Origin of the sequence: Curtobacterium sp. MCPF17_003, from assembly GCF_003224385.1 — a bacterium.
Taxonomy (GTDB): Bacteria; Actinomycetota; Actinomycetes; order Actinomycetales; family Microbacteriaceae; genus Curtobacterium; species Curtobacterium flaccumfaciens.
This window is the reverse complement of record NZ_QKLC01000001.1, coordinates 476,339-492,962: the sequence shown is the minus strand read 5'-3', so window position 1 is coordinate 492,962 and position 16,624 is coordinate 476,339. Positions and strand designations below refer to the sequence as shown.

Sequence of the window (16,624 nt, the reverse complement as noted above, 5' to 3'; positions counted from 1 at the left end):
CGCAAGGCGACCGGCCGCGTGCCCCGGGTGGGTGCCACCCGGAGTCGGGACTGCCGCTGTCGAGCCCCCGGCCGCAGACTTCGGGGGTGACCGACACCTCGACCCGCCCTGCCCGCGCCGCTGCGACCCGCTGGGACCGCCCGGCGCTGCAGACGTTCGGGGAGCTGCTGCTCGGGCTGTCGTTCGTCGCCGCGGTGGCCTTCGGCGGGTACGCCTCGGTCACCGGGCAGCTGGCCGTCGTGTCGCAGGGCGCCGCCGTGGTGTTCCTCGTGACGCTGACCCTGGTGCTCGTGTCGTGGTTCCGAGCGGTCGAGCGCGAGGAGCGGACCGAGCGTGTCGTCGTCTCGCCCCTCGCCGCCATCGACGCCGAGTACCGCCGCTAGGCAGCGCTGCCGGAACGCGCCGCCCGTCGCCGCTGCCGTTCCCGCCGGAGCTCCACGCGTTCCTGGCGTCGCTCGGCGCGCGCCTGCTTCCGGGTCTTCCCCGCGGCGATCCGGTCGTCGTTGCGTTCGCGAGCCCGCTCGACCACGAAGTACAGCGCCGGCAGCACCACGAGCGTCAGCAGCGTCGAGGACACCAGGCCACCGATCACGACCAGTGCCAGCGGCTGCGAGATGAAGCCGGACTTGCCGGTCAGCCCGACCGCCATCGGCAGCAGCGCGAAGATCGTCGCCATCGCCGTCATCAGGATCGGACGGAGGCGTCGTGTCGCGCCCTCGATCAACGCCTCGCGCACCCGCAACCCGCGCCGTCGGTACTGGTTGACGAGGTCGATGAGCACGATGGCGTTCGTCACGACGATGCCGACGAGCATGAGCAGACCGATCAGCGACGCGACGCCGATCGGGACGCCCGATGCGATCTGCAGCAGGATCGCGCCCGTCGCCGCGAACGGCACCGACACGAGCAGCAGCAGCGGCTGGAGCAGGCTCCGGAACGTCGCGACCATGATCACGTAGACGATCAGCACGGCGACCAGCACCGCGAGCCCGAGCTGCGAGAACGCGGACGACTGGCTGGCGGCGACACCACCGATCGAGGCGGTCGCGCCCTTCGGCAGGTCGAGCTCGTCGACGGCGGTCGTGACGGACTGCACGGCCGCACCGAGGTTCGTGGCGTCCGGCGTCACGGTGATCGTGGCGGTGCGGGCCGCGTTCGTCGTGGTGACCGTTGTCGGTCCCTCGGACTCCTCGACCGTGGCGACGTCGGACAGCGGGACCGTGCCGGTGCTCGTCGGGACGTCGAGGGCACGGAGTGCGGCGATGGTGGTCGGCGGCTCGGGGTCGGCGATGTAGACGTCGAGCGTCGCGTCGTCGATCTCGATGCTGCCGGTGTCCCGTGGCGAGACCGCTGCGGCGACGAGGCCACCCACCTGCGTCTCGGTGAGGCCGAGTGACGCGGCCTTCTGGCGGTCCACCCGGACGGCGAGGAACGGCTCCGCCGCGGACAGGTTGCTCGTGGCGCCCGTGGTGTCCGGGACCGACCGCATGGTCTTCAGCACCTGACGCGACGCCGTCTCGAGCTGCGCCTGGGTCGGCGCTGTGACGTCGACCTCGATGTCGCTGCTGCCGCCGAACCCGCCGCCGGAGGACGCGATGGTGACCTCGCCGACGTCCTCGATCGCACCGATCGACTTCCGGGCGTCGGCCTGGATCGTCGGCTGGTCGGCCTCGGCATCGGTCGTGACGGCGTACTGCACCGAGGCGCTGCCGCCCCCGCCGAACGCCGCCTGGATCGACTGGCCGCTCGTGCCGATGGTGGTCTGCACGGTCTCGACGCCGTCGACGTCCTGCAGTGCCCGCTCGACCTTGCGTGCGGACTCGGACTGGACGGCGAGGCTGGAGCCGGCCTTCAGGTCCTGCGTGACCGTGAAGGTGTTCTGCCCGGAGTCGCCGAGGTAGTTCGTGGTGACGAACGGCAGCGTGGCCACCGTTCCGCCGAGCACGATCACGGCGAGCAGGACGACGACGACCGGCTTCCGGACGACCCACCGGAGCACCGGCAGGTAGACGCGGCGCAGACGGTCGGCGGTTCCGGCGTCGTGCAGGTCCGCGGCGGAGGCGAGCACGCCCTCGGACCGGTCGTGATCGTGCCCGGCGACGCCCGCCGACGGCGCTGCATCCGCTTCCGAGTCCGCTGCCGTCGTCGCATCGCCCGGCTTCGCCTTCGGCGGGCGCAGCCACCAGTACGCGAGCACCGGGACGATGGTGAGCGAGACGAACAGCGACGCGACGAGCGCCAGGGTGACCGTCACGGCGAACGGTCGGAACAGCTCCCCCACGAGTTCAGCGACGAAGGCGACCGGCAGGAACACCGCGACGGTCGTCAGCGTCGACGCGGTGACCGCTCCGGCGACCTCGCGCACGGCGTCCCGCACGGCACGGCCGCGGTCGACGCCGGGGAGCATGTGCCGCTTGATGTTCTCGATGACGACGATGGAGTCGTCGACCACGCGGCCGATCGCGATCGTGAGGGCCGCCAGCGTGATGATGTTGAGCGTGTACCCGGCGGCGCGCATGCCGATCGCGGCGAGGAGCACCGACGTCGGGATCGAGATCGCGGTGACGAGCGTGGAACGCCACGACAGCAGGAACACCAGGATGACGATCACCGCGAAGGCGAGCCCGAGCAGGCCTTCTTCGGCGAGGGAGTCGATGGACTGCTGGATGTAGGGCGCCTGGTCGAAGACGACGGTGAAGCGGGGGTCACCCTCGATCTTGTCCTCGATACCGGGCAGGGCGTCGCGCACGGTCGTCGAGACGTCGACGGTGTTGGCTTCCTGCGTCTTCGTGATCGAGATCGTCAGGGCCTGCTGGCCGTCCACCCGGCTGATCGAGGTGCGCGGCGACTCGGTGATGGCGACCTTCGCGACGTCACCCAGGGTGGTGTCCGTCGGCGTGGCCGCGGTCGTGGACCCGCCAGTCGCGGCGTCACCGGTGGGGGCGGTGTCGGTCGCCCCGGTGCCGGTCGCACCCGTGTCGCTTCCGGTCGCACCGGCGCCGGTCGCACCCGTACCGGCGGCACCCGCAGCCGTGCCGTCACCGGACGACGTCGTCCCGTCGGCGGCACCCGACCCGGATCCGTCCGAGCCCGACGAGCCCGAAGAACTCGACGAGCTCGTCAGCGGCAGCGCGCGGATGTCCTCGAGCGAAGCGATCCGCTCACCCGTCTGCACCGACAGGGTCGAGCCGTCCTCGGTGATGGTGCCGCCGGGGATCAGGGTGCCGTTGTCGTCGAGCGCGTCCGAGATCGCCGTCTGGGTCAAGCCGCGGGCGGCGAGCTCGTCCTGGTCCGGCGTGATGACGACGCGACGGCCCGGGTTGCCGAAGACGTCCGCCTGCCGCACGCCGTCGAGCTTCTCGAGGTCGGGGATCGCCGAGGCCTGCAGCCGGTCGACGAGCTGCTCCTGGTTGCCGGACGCCGAGACCGCGACCTGCAGCACCGGCAGGTCGTCGAAGGACCCGGTGACGATCTGCGTCTGCACCGAGTCGGGCAGCGACAGCGCGTTCACCGCGGTCTGGATCTTGTCCTCGGCGCTGGCCAGGTTCGATCCGTACTGGAACGACGCCGACACCACGCTCTGCCCGGTGGACGAGGTCGCACTGGTCGACTCGAGGTCCGGGACGACCTGGATCGCCTGCTCGATCTTCGTCGAGACGTCGTTCGACACGACCTCTGGCGTGGCTCCGGGGTAGGCGCTGACGATCGCGACCTGCGGGAACTCGACGCTGGGGATCAGCTCCTGCTTGAGACTCGAGAGCGCGATGCCGCCGAAGACCGCGACCACGATCGTGACGAGCGCGATGAGGGCCCGGTTGCGCAGGCTGAAGACCGAGAGGAGGTGCACGTCATCGATCCTCGCAGGACCGACCGACGAACGTTCGGCTGGCAGCCAGAACCCGCCGTCGGATCAGAACCCGCCGAGCAACAGGTACGCCCCGAGCACCGCGACGGTCCCGACCACCCCGGTGCCGAGCGCCACCACGCGCGCGACGGGTGAGCGGGTGCCGAGGACCCCGATGCCGAGGAGCACCACCCCGACGACGATCTCGACGACCCAGGTGACGTGCCCGGTCGTCGCGGCGACCTGCAGCAGCCCGCGGATCCCCTCACCGACGAGCACCGCGGCCGTCACACCGAGCGCCCCCGCGCGCCACCGGGCGTCGCGGGACCGCACCGCCACGGCGACCGCCCCGGCCAGCAGCCCGGCCGGCACCCCGAGCAGCACCCACGGGTTCGTGATCGACAGCACGTCCGGGAACCCGCGCAGGACCGTCGTGGCCCAGTACCCGACGTGCATGAGCTCGAGGAGCACGACGCCGAGCACCATCGCGAGCGGCAGGGCGACGCGGCCCGCTCGTGCTCCGGCCGCCAGGCACAGCAGCGCCGCGACGAGGAACCACGGTCCGGCCGAGTTCGACACGGAGGCGAGTGCGGGCACCGCCTGCCCGAACGACGTCAGGACGCCGGCCAGGACCGCCCCGCTCAGCGCGATGGTGACCCGCACCACGGCGGGGACCGGCGCGGGCGGGTCGACGGGCGTCGGCACAGCGGAGCGGGTTCCGGCGGACAGGGTCGCGTTCATGGCTCCAGCCTCGCCGGACCCCACCGACGCCGCATCACCCCGGGGAGCGAGAACCCCGGACCCGGCCTCACCCCAGAGGATGACACCGAGCCCCCGGCGCACGACACCGAGCCGCGGCGCATGACACCGAGCCCGGCGGATGACACCGAGCCCGAGAGCCCGACGCACCTCTTAGACCACCGCCGCCAACGACCCCCGCACCCCGGTCGACTCGCCACCGACCCGCTCCCACGCACGCGACAGCACGTCGACCAACCGCCCCCGGTCGGCCGGGGCCATCGTGAACGGCACCCGCAGGAACCGCTCGAACCCGCCGTCCGGCCCGAACACCCCGCCCGAGGCCAGCACCACGCCCTCGGCCCTCGCGGCGAGCACGAGCGCGCTCGACACCGGCCGGCCGAGCCCGACCCACGTCGTCAAGCCGCCCGCCGGCGCCGGGACGTCCCACTCCGGGAGCCGCGCCCGGAGCGCCCCCACGACCGCGTCGCGACCTTCGCGCAGGGACGCACGCCGCGCCTCCAGGACGGCCGCCGTGCGCGGGACCAGCTCGCGCACGACCAGCTGGTCGAGCACGGGGGTGCCGAGGTCGCCCGTCGGGCGGGCGAGCAGCAGCCGCTGCAGCAGCGCCGGGTCGGCACGGATCCAACCGATCCGCAGCCCGCCCCAGAAGACCTTGGCGGCGGAACCGATCATCACGACCGACGCCCCCGACGGGTCGGCCGCTGCCAACGGCGGCGACGGCGAACCGTCGATCCGGAGCTCCCCCATCGTCTCGTCGGCGATGACGGTCGTGCCGACCGAGGACGCGACCGACAGCAGGAGCTGGCGGGTCGATGCGGACATGGTCGCACCGGTCGGGTTGTGGAGCTCGGGCATGACGTACGCGACGGAGGGCGCGGTGCGACGCAGCGTCGTCTCGAGCGCGGCGGCGTCCCACCCCGTCCGCGCATCGACGGGGACGCCGACCAGACGGCCGCCGGCCTCGCGGAAGGCCTCGTGCGCGTGCGGGTAGGTCGGGGACTCGACGAGGACGGCGTCGCCACGGCGGACGAGCACGCGCGCGAGCAGGGCGATGGCGTGCTGCGCGCCGATGGTGACGATGACCTGGGCGGGCTCGGTCGGCAGTCCGCGCTCGGTGTAGCGCGCTGCGATCGCGGCGCGGAGGCCGGGGTCGCCGACGGTGTCGTAGCCGATGCCGGCGAGCGCGGCGGGCACGTGCCGGACCGCCCGCTCGACCGCCTCGTCGATGCCGGGGGCCGCGTGCAGGGCCGCCTTGCGCAGGTCGAGCAGGTCCCCCTCGACGACTCCGCCCAGGCGTTCGGGGTCGGGCCGGCCGACCAGGTCACGGGGCAGGTGGACCACGCTGCCCGAGCCACGGACGGACACCAGGAACCCGTCGGAGCGCAGCCGGGCGTAGGCGTTCGCGACGGTGGTGCGTGAGACACCGAGGGCTGCGGCCAGGCCGCGCTCGGCCGGCAGCCGGACGCCCTGGGCGACCCGACCGTCGATGACGAGGACCCGGAGGGCATCGGCGAGGGCCTCGTAGGCCGGAGCGTCGGTGCTCGCGCGCCAGTCGGTCAGCAGGTGGGCGGCGGCACGGGCACTGATCAGGACAGGGGGCACGGGTCCACGGTAGCGCGATTGGCTCTCGACCAGCAGGCCAATCTGTCGGGACGATGGCCACATGCCCCGCCGCACCGCCCTCACCCTGCGCTTCGTCCAGCTCTTCGTCGGACTGTTCCTCTACGGCGCCTCGACCGCACTGCAGGTCCGCGCGGTGGTCGGCGTGAGCTCGTGGACCGTGCTGACCCAGGGGCTCGAGAACGTCGTGCCGTGGTCGTTCGGGGTCATCACGGTCGTGTCGAGCGGCGTCATCCTGCTGCTGTGGATCCCGCTGCGCCAGAAGCCGGGCATCGGGACGCTGCTGAACGCCCTGGCGATCGGGCCGAGTGCCGACCTGGTGCTCTGGCTGGTTCCGGAGCCGTCGGGGCTCGTCGCCCGGATCGGGCTGTTCGCCGCGGGACTCGTGCTGCTCGCGATCGCGACGGCGTTCTACATCGGTGCGGGGTTCGGCACGGGCGCGCGGGACGGCCTGATGGTCGGGTTGCACCAGCGGCTCGGCTGGCCGATCTGGCTCGCGCGGACCCTGGTCGAGGTCACCGTGGTGATCGTCGGGTGGATCCTCGGCGGGGACGTCGGCGTCGGCACCGTCATCGCGGCGTTCGCGATCGGCCCGATGGTCCAGCCGCTCATGCCGCACTTCCGCCGGTTCCCGTGGAGCCCCGAGCGCACCGCCGCAGCGCCCGGCGTCGCAGCACCCGCCCTGGAGGCCCGCCCCACCCCCGCCACGCCCGCTTCGTGAGCAGGGACGGTCGGGTCCACGGCGCCGACCCGACCAGTCCTGCTCACGATCGCCCGGCGATCGCCCGGCGATCGTGTGCGACCCCTTGCGGCCGTAGGGAACGCGATATAGCGTGACCTGCACAGACGCGATACATCGCGAGTTCCAGGAGGCAACATGGCGCAGGAGAAGTGGCTCGTCGACGAGCCCAAGGTCATCGACACCGGCATCGTGCGCACCGTGCGTGTCGGCCTCGTCGGCGGGCAGGTGGACGTCGTCGCGCACGACGAACCCACGGCCCGGGTCGAGATCCACAGCGTGTCCGGCAAGCAGATGCTCATCGAGGTCGACGGCGACACCCTCACCGTCGACCACCCCCAGGTCCGGTGGGACGACCCCATCGGGTTCCTGAAGTCCTTCCGCGGCAAGGCCCACGCCGACGTCAGCATCCTGGTCCCCCGCGACGCCGGCATCACGCTCGGTGTCGTCTCGGCCGGTGCGCTGCTGTCCGGCACGAACCGTGGTGCCACGCTCAACACGGTGTCCGGCGACCTGGTCGTCGACGGCGTCGCGGGTGACGTCACGGTCAACGCCGTCTCGGGCGCCACCACGATCCGCGACCTCGACGGCGCGCTCGCGGTGCACACCGTCTCCGGCGACGTCGTGGCCACCGGCGAGATCCCGCGGTTCCAGGCCGACGGTGTCTCAGCCGACGTCGTGCTCGACCTGCACGGGGTCCCCGAGTCCGCGCGCGTCAACACGGTGTCCGGGTCGGTGAGCGTCCGCCTGGCGGACGGCGTCGCCTACAAGTGCACGGTGAACACCGCGACCGGCAAGCTGCAGTTCGACGACGCCGAGATCCGCGGGGTACGCGGTTCGTACGTCAAGCAGGGCGGCGAACTGTCCGGCCAGTGGCTCGACCTGCGGGTGAACTCCGTCTCCGGCGACATCGCGGTGCTGCACGCCCCGCCGGTCGCCGAACCTGCACCCCCGACGACACCGACCACCCCGACCAACGAGAGCGAGGTGCCCGAATGAGCCCCGTCTTCGCCCACGGTCACCTGCGCCTCTACCTGCTCGTCCTGCTGGCCGACCACCCGATGCACGGCTACGAGCTCATCCAGGCACTCGGCGACCGCTTCGGCGGCACCTACGTGCCGAGCGCCGGCACCGTGTACCCCCGGCTCGCCAAGCTCGAGGACGACGGCCTGGTCACCAAGACCGCCGACGGGCGCAAGACCGTCTACGCGATCACGGACGCCGGCCGTGCCGAGCTCGCGGCGCGTGCCGACGAGATCGCCGCGGTCGAGTCCGGCGTGAGCGACTCGGTGAAGTCGTTGGCCGACGGCGTGCGCGCCTCGGTCGGCGAGGCCATGCGCTCGCTCCGTGCCGACCTGGCCGCCGCAGCCGAGAGCCCGGCGACCGGTTCCGCCGAGGAGCCCGTGTCCGTGCCGTCGGACAGCGCCCGCGCCCTGCGCGAGCTCGAGATGGCCCTGTCGTCGTTCCGGCAGCAGGTGCGTGCGGACCTGCGCCGTCGGGCGACCCGCGGCACGCTCGGTGCGGACACCGTGACGCGGCTGCGCGACGGCCTGGAGGCCCTGCGCAAGTCGCTCTGACGGCCGGCGGCCGACAGGCGGTCGCGACCACGGGCCTCCCGGCCGTCACCGGGACCGCCCGCGGAACCAGGTTCCGGACACAGCACCGTGCAGATGCGCGGTGCCGTGTCCGGAACCTGGTTCCTCACCGTCCCGCAACCGGTGGGTCGACGACCGACAGCCGCGTCGGCGCGAAGCCGGCGAACGCCTCGGCCGCAGTCAGGGGTTCCCCGTGCTCGACGCGCGCCACGGTGGTGCGCACCGCCGCGAGCTGCCGGGCCAGCCGGTCCCGTTCGTGCTCCAGCCACGTCAGGTGCGCCGTGAGCGCCGCGACGTCGTCACCCTCGTCGTCGAGGCGTCGCGCGATCTCCGGCAGTCCGAGTCCGAGTCCGCGCAGCAGCAGGATCCGCTGCAGCCGGACGAGCGCGCGGTCGTCGTAGCGCCGGAGCCCGCCCGCGCCGACGGCGGTGGCCGGCAGCAGTCCGACGGCCTCGTAGTGCCGAAGGGTCCGACTCGAGACGCCGGCGGAACGCGCCACCTCGGTGATGGCGTGGGGAGCTTTCGCAGCTGCGTCGTCCGGGCCTGTCGATCCGTTCATGCTGGCGACTGTACTGGTTGACGCTGCGTCAACGGCAAGGGGTGGGCGGCACCCAGGGTCGAGCGCCCGTGGGCACCCGGGAATATGCGGCAGGCGAACCGTGTTGACTCGCGCCCGGAACTGAGTAGGTTTGCCGCTCGTGACGAACGAGATCCGGTCGTTGAAAGCACGACTGATCGGGGATCCCCTCCCCTCTGAGAAGCTCGAAGGACAGCTCCTCCCGAAGCACCTGGCCCTGCCGATCTTCGCGAGTGACCCGCTGTCCTCTGTCGCGTACGCGCCGCAGGAACTCCTGATGATCCTGCTGCTCGGCGGCATGGCCTTCCTGACGTTCGCGCCGTGGGTCGCCGCGCTCGTCGTGCTGCTGCTCGTGGTCGTCGTCGCCTCGTACCGGCAGCTCATCAAGGCGTACCCGTCCGGCGGTGGCGACTACGAGGTGGCGCACCGGAACCTCGGTGAGAAGGCCGGGCTGGTCGTCGCCAGTGCGCTGCTCGTCGACTACGTGATGACGGTGGCCGTGTCGGTCGCCTCCGGTGTCGACAACATCATCTCGGCGCTGCCGATGCTCGACCACTTCCGCGTCGAGCTCGCCCTGCTGTTCGTCGTGCTGCTCGCCGCCGCCAACCTGCGGGGTGTGCGGGAGTCGAGCAAGGCCTTCGCGATCCCGACGTACCTGTTCGTGGCGAGCGTCTTCGTGATGGTCGTCACCGGGCTCGTCCGGGTGGCAGCGGGCAACGCCCCGGTCGCGGAGTCCGCTGCGTACACCGTGCAGAACGTGGAACACACGACGCAGGCGGCGTTCATCCTGCTGCTCCTTCGCGCCTTCGCCTCGGGCTGCTCGGCCCTGACCGGCGTCGAGGCCATCGCGAACGGTGTGCAGGCGTTCCGCCGGCCGAAGATCAAGAACGCGCAGGCCACCCTGGTCGCGATGGGCGGCATCGCGATCGTCCTGTTCATCGGGCTCATCACCCTGGCGCTCGTGTCGCACGTGCACTACGCCGAGCGTGCCTGCGACCTGCAGGGCTTCGCGAACTGTGCCACCACGCCCCAGCGCTCGCTCATCGCGCAGATCGCTGCGGCGACCTTCGGCAACAACTCGGTGCTGTTCTTCGTCATCCAGGCGACGACGGCTGCGGTCCTGCTCCTCGCGGCGAACACGGCCTTCAACGGGTTCCCGCTGCTCGGCTCGATCCTGGCGCGCGACTCGTACGCTCCGAAGGCGCTCTCGACCCGCGGCGACCGCCTCATCTACTCGAACGGCGTCATCGTCCTCGCCCTCGTCGCCGCGGCGCTGCTCGTGGTCTACCGGGCGAACGTCACGAGCCTCATCCAGCTCTACATCATCGGTGTCTTCGTGTCGTTCACGCTCGGGCAGACGGGCATGGTCGTGCACTGGACGCGGCTGCTTCGGGCCGACCGGGACCGGGACGGGTCGCCCGCTGCTGACGACGAGCCACCCGTGAACCGCGGGCAGGTCGTCCGCTCCCGAACGATCAACGCGATCGGCGCCACCTTCACCCTCGTGGTGCTCGTCATCGTCACGATCACGAAGTTCACCCACGGGGCCTGGCTCGTGTTCCTGATCATGCCGGTGCTGTACGTGCTGATGCTCGGCGTGAACCGGTACTACCGCGACGTCTCGCACGAGATCGAGGCCGACGTCGAGACGAAGTTCGGCGCCACCGGCGACCACGCGATCGTCCTGGTGAACAAGCTGCAGAAGCCCGTGCTCAAGGCGCTCGACTACGCGGTCGCCGCGGAGCACGCGAGCATCGAGGCGGTGCACGTCGCGATCGACGACGCCGAGTCCCAACGCCTGCGCGACCAGTGGGCGGAGTACGGCATCCAGGTGCCGCTGACGATCGTGCCGAGCCCCTACCGCGACATCTCGATGCCGCTGATCAAGTACATCAAGGCACACCGGCACGAGCACGGCTCCGAGGTCGTCACCGTCTACACCCCGATCTTCATCGTCGGGCACTGGTGGGAGGGCCTGCTCCACAACCACCGCGGTCGCCGCATCCGCAAGAAGCTGCTGCTCGTGCACGGCGTCACCGTGGCCCTGGTGCCGTGGCTCCTCGACTCGTCCGAGCTGCTGTACGGCCGACGCTCCCGCCCGCTGCCCGGCCAGGATCGCCGCGGCGAGCCCGTCCGGCCCCCGCTCCGCCGCCCCGCGCAGCCCGCGTCGCCGGCCGAGGCCGCGACCGAGGACCGCCTGCTCCGATCCGCGGAGCGCAACAGCATCCAGCCGCGCCGCGCGACCCGTCCGGCGGGCCCCGCCGAGGGCGTCGACCCCGCGCTCTGCACGGGCGAGATCCACGCCCTCGTACCCTCCCCGCCGCGACGGGGAGCCGACGAGTCGTAGCATGTGGCCCCATGACCATCAGTGACCTGCGGACGTTCGCCACGTTCGACGGACACGGCGGCAAGGTCTCGAAGCGCGTCGAGGTGCTCGACCACGAACCGCCGCCCGGCAGCCCGCTCGAAGGACTCGTCGCCGTGCGGGGCGAGCACCCCCTCGGCGCGCGTGACGAGCGCGCCGCCGACGACTCCGCCGCGCTCTCCCGTGGCGTCCCGAGCGTCGGGTGGGTGGATCCGGCGGCGCTCCGCGACTGGTACCGCCCGGACCGCGTCGTCCTCACCCGGCTCGAGGCGCGGCAGTCCGGCATCGAGCCCGGCGTCTACGCCGACTCCCGTGGGCGCGGTCGCGTCCGGATCGACGGCCTGGAGGCTCACCTCGCCCCCGACGGTCGACCCGCGTTCCGCGCGCTGGCCGGCCCCACCGCCGAGCCCGTCGTCGACGCGCCGCTGCCGACCGACCAGGCCGTCCGCCTGGTGGCGGTGAGCGCTGTCACCGAAGGGCTCGAGGTCGTCACCGCCCCGGTGTCACCGTTCCTGCAGCCCGGCGAGCACCCGGCGTACGGCGACGACGTGGTCGGGTTGCCGCCACGTCCGGCGAGCGGTCACGTCCGGGTCACGGCGTCGGTGCTGCTCGACGGCGAACTGCACGAGGTCGACCGGATCGACGTGCGTGCGGCGACGATCTGGATCCGCCGCGACGACCGCGTCGTGCCGATCGCCACGAGTGCCGTCGGGCCCGACCTGGTGCGGTACGCGGCGACTGCGGTCTGAGCCGCTTCGGGGGACGCCGCTGCTGCGTGTCGTGACGGGGGTGCGGCGTACCGTCGCGGACATGAGTGACGCAGACCGCGACCAGCAGCAGACCCCGGACGCACCGATCCAGGGCGAGACCCTCGGCGGCCCCCGACCCGACCCCTCCACCGACGCGAGCAAGGACCCCGAGCAGTGGGTCACCGGCGACGAGCCGATGACCGGACCGCAGCGCAGCTACCTCGACACCCTGGCCCGTGAAGCCGGCGAGGAGCTCCCCGCCGACCTCACCAAGGCGCAGGCGTCGGAGCACATCGACCGTCTCCAGCAGCAGACCGGCCGCGGCGCCGATTCCTGAGGAGCAGTCCGCCCTTCGGCGGACCGCTGCCTGGGCATGCTCTGAGCGTGTTCTGGCGAAGCGCGGTCAGTCCCCTGTTCGAGGACGATTGGTGACGCGTCACCGGCTACCTTCGTGGCCATGCGAACGACATCGACCTCCATCGGCCTGACCGCGCTCCGCATCGTCCTCGGGGTGGTGTTCATCGCCCACGGCGCCCAGAAGTTCGCCCAGGGCATCCCCGCCGTGGTGCAGGGCTTCTCCGGCATGGGCGTCCCCCTCGCCGAGGTCGCAGCACCCCTGGTCGCCGGCCTCGAGCTCGTCGGCGGCATCCTGCTCGTGCTCGGCGTCGCCACCCGTGTCATCGGCGTGCTGCTGGCCGTCGACATGGTGGTCGCCGGGTTCCTGGCCCACGGCACCGCCGGCTTCTACTCGCAGGACGGCGGGTTCGAGTACGTGCTCGTCCTCGCGGTGGCGTCGTTCGCCGTGGCGTTGACCGGGCCCGGGCGGTTCTCGCTCGACGCCCTGGTGCTCAAGTCGTCGCGCCGTCGTCGTGGCGTCGAGGGACCCCTGCCCGCCTGAGCCGCGCGGCTCGTCCGGTGCGAGGTTCCGTCGCTCGTGCGAGCTCACCGGGGCCGCACCGGGAACGGAACCTCGCACCGTTCACGCGGCCCCCTCGCACCGTGCGAGGGGCCGCGCGGCCGTTCAGCCCGCCAGTGCATCCATGACCTGGCGGGCGATGCGCCGTCCGGCCCGGTTCGCACCGATGGTCGACGCCTGGGGACCGTAGCCGGCCAGGAACAACCGCGGCTCCTCGGCCGACCGGCCGTCCTCGACCACCACCCCGCCCGCCGGGGTCCGCAGGTGCAGCGGTGCGAGGTGCCGCAGGTCGGCGCGGAACCCCGTCGCCCAGATCACCGCGTCGGCGCGCACATGGGATCCGTCGGCGGTCCACACGCCGGTCTCGTCCATCCGCGTGAACATCGGCTCGTCACGCAGCACGCCGCGGTCGATGCCGGAGCGGATCCGTCGCGACACCGGGACCCCGGTGCCGCTGACGATGCTCGGCAGGACCTCGCCGGCGCGGGCGGCACGGTCCTGTTCGTCGACGGCGGCCACCGCGGACTCGACGTCGAGCGACGCGGTCCCGGCCCAGACCATCGGGCGCCGGGTGAACCACCGCGTCGAGCGGGCGACGCCGTCGAGTTCGAGCAGGAACCCGATCGCGCTCGTCCCACCGCCCACCACCACGACGTCCTGGCGAGCGAACTCGGTGGCGCTGCGGTACTCGGTCGTGTCGACCTGCCGTCCGCGGAACACGTCGCGGCCCGGGTACCACGGCACGAACGGGGTGCCCCACGTGCCGGACGCGTTCACCACGACCTCGGCACGGATGCGCGTGACGGTGCCGTCGGCGCTCCGGGTCGTGACGCACAGGCCGCCGTCCGCCGGAGCCTCGGCCGCCACGCCGCCGTCGCCGTCGATGCGCGAGACGGACGTCACCGTGACCGGGCGCCGGACCCGCAGGTCGTAGTGCTGCTCGAAGCGCCGGTAGTACTCCCCGACGACGTCCCGGGCGGGCCGTGACCGGTCGGCGTCGTCGAACTCCAGGCCCATCGCGCGCATGCCGGGCAGGTCGTGCACCCGGTGCGCCGCTCCGAGCCGCAGGGCCTCCCACCGGAACTGCCACGCCCCACCGGTGCTCGGCGCGCGGTCGAGGATCACCAGCTCGCTGCCCGGGACGAGCCCGAGGCGACGCAGGTGGTATCCCACGGAGAGCCCCGCCTGCCCCGCACCGATCACCACCACGCGGGCGTGCTGGTCGACCGGGGTCTCGAGGGGTTCCGTCATCACTTCGATTCTGCTGTGCGGGCCAGCCGTCGCGCGACGTCCAGATCGAGGTACATGGTAGAGTGATCGGCAGATTTCAAACCACGAACCGTCTGGTTCCCCGAGTGATCCTCCGTCATTCGCCAGGACCGGACCAGAGCCGAACGAGGGGGTCACGCATGGGGCGCGGCCGTCAGAAGGCGAAGCACACCAAGGTCGCCCGCGAGCTGAAGTACTTCAGCCCGCAGACGAACTACGGTGCGCTCGAGCAAGAGCTCTCCGCCGGACAACACTCCGACGAGAACTACGTCGACCGTTGGGCGGACCAGTACGGTCCGGAACCGGCGGAAGACGAAGACGAGTTCGAGACCCAGGCAGACCAGAACAAGTCCGCCTGACTTCTCTCGCAGTCACGCCGCGCAGCCCTCGGGCAGCGCGGCGTTTCCGCGTGCCCGGACGCCGGACGCGCACAGGCACTCATCGGATCTTCCAGGGCACCCTGCAGCGCGCTCGGGTCCCGGCCGCGAGTGGTCACGACTCCCCGCGCGCAAGACGCCGTGCGGTCGAGAACTGTCGGCTGCAGGCACGCCAGGCGACGGTTCGTGACCGCTCACCGCACGCACCACAGCGAGTCCCCGGCACACCCGCGACGGAGGCAGGGGCCAGGCTGCTCGCATCACACGCACCGGTACCGCGCCCGAGTCCCGGCCTCGAGTGGTCACGACTCCCCGCGCGCAAGACGCCGAGCGGTCACGAACTGTCGGCTGCAGGCACGTTGAACGACGGTTCGTGACCAGTCACCGCACGCAGCACGGCGAGTCCCCGGCACACCCGCGACGGAGGCAAGGACCAGGCTGCTCGCATCACACGCCCCGGTACCGCGCCCGAGTCCCGGCCTCGAATGGTCACAACTCCCCGCGCGCAAGACGCCGTGCGGTCACGAATCGTCGACTGCAGGCCCGCCGAACGACGGTTCGTGACCACTCACCGCACGCTCCACGGCGCGGCGCAGGACCGCGGCGCGGCGGGAGCGGGAGCCCCCGGCCCGGCGCCGCCGAGCTGGTCAGCCCGCGTAGCTCCCGACGAGCCGGACAGCGCCGCCGTCGACACCCTTGGCACCCTGCTCGAACCCGGTCAGGTCCCGCGCGGACGTGGCGATCGTGCCGACGGGCCACGTGGGCATGCCGGCGGCACCGAGTGAGGCGATGACCTCGGCAGCGGCCCCGGCCGAGACGACGGCGAACATGCCGATGCCCAGGTTCCAGGTGCCCTCGGTGTCCTCGATCGGGGTGCCGGCCATGTCAGCCAGGACCCGGAAGACCGGGAGCGGCTGCCAGGTGGAACGGTCGACCTCGACCCAGGAGCCGACGGGCAGCACGCGCGCCAGGTTCGCGGCGATGCCACCACCGGTCACGTGCGAGAGCGAGTGCACCGCGCCCGGGTGCTGCTCGAGCAGGGCCAGGAGCGGTGCGGTGTACAGGCGGGTCGGCTCGAGCAGGGCTTCGCCGACGGAGACCGCGCCGCCGAACCCGACGCCGCTCAGCTCGGGCAGCTGGTCCGTGAAGCCGACGCCCCGCGACGCCAGGATGTGCCGCACGAGCGAGTAGCCGTTCGAGTGCAGGCCCGACGACTCGATCGCCAGGACCACGTCACCGTCCTGCACGAGGTGCGCTCCGAGCTGCGCGTCCGCCTCGACGACACCCGTCGCCGCACCGGCGACGTCGTAGTCGTCCGGGCCGAGCAGCCCCGGGTGCTCGGCGGTCTCGCCGCCGACCAGGGCGGTGCCGGTCTCCGAGCAGCCGCGGGCGATGCCGGCGACGATGTCGGCGATCCGGCCCGGCACCACACGACCGCACGCGATGTAGTCGGTCATGAACAGCGGCTTCGCGCCGACCACGACGATGTCGTCGACGACCATGCCGACCAGGTCCTGCCCGATGGTGTCGTGCTTGTCGATCGCCTGCGCGATCGCGACCTTGGTGCCGACGCCGTCGGTCGAGGTCGCGAGCAACGGGTGTGAGAAGTCCTTCAGGAACGAGACGTCGTAGAGCCCGGCGAACCCGCCGACGCCACCGAGGACCGAGGCGTTGTGGGTGGCCGCGACCGCGGACTTCATCAGTTCGACGGCCAGGTCACCGGCAGCGGTGTCCACTCCGGCTTCGGCGTACGGGTTGGGCATGCGGAGTCCTTCGCGGTGACATGGCAGACTTGTTCGGTACCCCCCGAT

Annotated in this window: 15 protein-coding genes; 9 read left to right on the top strand and 6 right to left on the bottom strand. The window is 72.1% G+C overall.

Annotation, left to right across the window (positions count from 1 at the left end):
- Window positions 1-86: 86 nt before the first annotated feature.
- Window positions 87-383, top strand: a complete 297-nt coding sequence (locus DEJ30_RS02335; RefSeq protein WP_110858861.1) for a hypothetical protein — start codon at window positions 87-89, stop codon at window positions 381-383.
- Here the strand turns inward: DEJ30_RS02335 and DEJ30_RS02330 are convergent.
- From DEJ30_RS02330 to DEJ30_RS02320, 3 genes are all read right to left on the bottom strand, one after another.
- Entirely contained in the window at window positions 380-3,847 is a 3,468-nt protein-coding gene (locus DEJ30_RS02330) for an efflux RND transporter permease subunit (protein ID WP_110858860.1), read from the bottom strand. The genes DEJ30_RS02335 and DEJ30_RS02330 overlap by 4 nt on opposite strands.
- A gap of 63 nt (window positions 3,848-3,910) precedes the next feature.
- Window positions 3,911-4,585, bottom strand: a complete 675-nt coding sequence (locus DEJ30_RS02325) for a DUF6518 family protein (protein ID WP_110858859.1) — start codon at window positions 4,583-4,585, stop codon at window positions 3,911-3,913.
- A 171-nt stretch (window positions 4,586-4,756) separates the two neighbouring features.
- Window positions 4,757-6,208 (bottom strand): PLP-dependent aminotransferase family protein, encoded by a 1,452-nt coding sequence (locus DEJ30_RS02320; protein WP_258369775.1) that lies wholly within the window; start codon window positions 6,206-6,208, stop codon window positions 4,757-4,759.
- A 61-nt stretch (window positions 6,209-6,269) separates the two neighbouring features.
- Here DEJ30_RS02320 and DEJ30_RS02315 point away from each other — a divergent pair, with 61 nt between their 5' ends.
- The 3 genes from DEJ30_RS02315 to DEJ30_RS02305 all read left to right on the top strand — a co-directional run bounded on the left by DEJ30_RS02315 (window position 6,270) and on the right by DEJ30_RS02305 (window position 8,542).
- Window positions 6,270-6,947 (top strand): YitT family protein, encoded by a 678-nt coding sequence (locus DEJ30_RS02315; RefSeq protein WP_181419959.1) that lies wholly within the window; start codon window positions 6,270-6,272, stop codon window positions 6,945-6,947.
- Between the two features lie 156 nt (window positions 6,948-7,103).
- On the top strand, window positions 7,104-7,964 hold the full coding sequence (locus DEJ30_RS02310; RefSeq protein WP_110858858.1) for a DUF4097 family beta strand repeat-containing protein: 861 nt from the start codon (window positions 7,104-7,106) through the stop codon (window positions 7,962-7,964).
- A complete protein-coding gene (locus DEJ30_RS02305) occupies window positions 7,961-8,542 on the top strand; it encodes a PadR family transcriptional regulator (protein ID WP_027465044.1) in 582 nt (193 codons plus the stop codon). The genes DEJ30_RS02310 and DEJ30_RS02305 overlap by 4 nt, the downstream gene beginning before the upstream one ends.
- Before the next feature lie 124 nt (window positions 8,543-8,666).
- On the opposite strand, the gene DEJ30_RS02300 is transcribed toward DEJ30_RS02305, so the two are convergent.
- Window positions 8,667-9,119 (bottom strand): MerR family transcriptional regulator, encoded by a 453-nt coding sequence (locus DEJ30_RS02300; RefSeq protein WP_110858857.1) that lies wholly within the window; start codon window positions 9,117-9,119, stop codon window positions 8,667-8,669.
- 130 nt (window positions 9,120-9,249) lie between these two features.
- Here DEJ30_RS02300 and DEJ30_RS02295 point away from each other — a divergent pair, with 130 nt between their 5' ends.
- The 4 genes from DEJ30_RS02295 (at window position 9,250) to DEJ30_RS02280 (ending at window position 13,149) form a co-directional block, all read left to right on the top strand.
- Entirely contained in the window at window positions 9,250-11,484 is a 2,235-nt protein-coding gene (locus DEJ30_RS02295) for an APC family permease (RefSeq protein WP_110858856.1), read from the top strand.
- An 11-nt stretch (window positions 11,485-11,495) separates the two neighbouring features.
- Window positions 11,496-12,251 (top strand): hypothetical protein, encoded by a 756-nt coding sequence (locus DEJ30_RS02290; protein WP_110858855.1) that lies wholly within the window; start codon window positions 11,496-11,498, stop codon window positions 12,249-12,251.
- Window positions 12,252-12,312: 61 nt separating this feature from the next.
- Entirely contained in the window at window positions 12,313-12,588 is a 276-nt protein-coding gene (locus tag DEJ30_RS02285; RefSeq protein WP_017886246.1) for a DUF3072 domain-containing protein, read from the top strand.
- 120 nt (window positions 12,589-12,708) lie between these two features.
- The gene (locus DEJ30_RS02280) at window positions 12,709-13,149 is read left to right on the top strand and encodes a DoxX family protein (protein ID WP_110858854.1); all 441 of its coding nucleotides are present in this window, start codon (window positions 12,709-12,711) and stop codon (window positions 13,147-13,149) included.
- Window positions 13,150-13,272: 123 nt separating this feature from the next.
- Here the strand turns inward: DEJ30_RS02280 and DEJ30_RS02275 are convergent, their stop codons facing one another.
- Window positions 13,273-14,418, bottom strand: a complete 1,146-nt coding sequence (locus DEJ30_RS02275; protein WP_110858853.1) for an NAD(P)-binding domain-containing protein — start codon at window positions 14,416-14,418, stop codon at window positions 13,273-13,275.
- 158 nt (window positions 14,419-14,576) lie between these two features.
- Between DEJ30_RS02275 and DEJ30_RS02270 the strand changes: the two genes are divergently transcribed.
- On the top strand, window positions 14,577-14,795 hold the full coding sequence (locus tag DEJ30_RS02270) for a DUF3073 domain-containing protein (protein ID WP_017886249.1): 219 nt from the start codon (window positions 14,577-14,579) through the stop codon (window positions 14,793-14,795).
- A 665-nt stretch (window positions 14,796-15,460) separates the two neighbouring features.
- Here DEJ30_RS02270 and purM read toward each other — a convergent pair.
- A complete protein-coding gene (gene purM / locus DEJ30_RS02265) occupies window positions 15,461-16,576 on the bottom strand; it encodes a phosphoribosylformylglycinamidine cyclo-ligase (RefSeq protein WP_110858852.1) in 1,116 nt (371 codons plus the stop codon).
- Window positions 16,577-16,624: the final 48 nt, after the last annotated feature.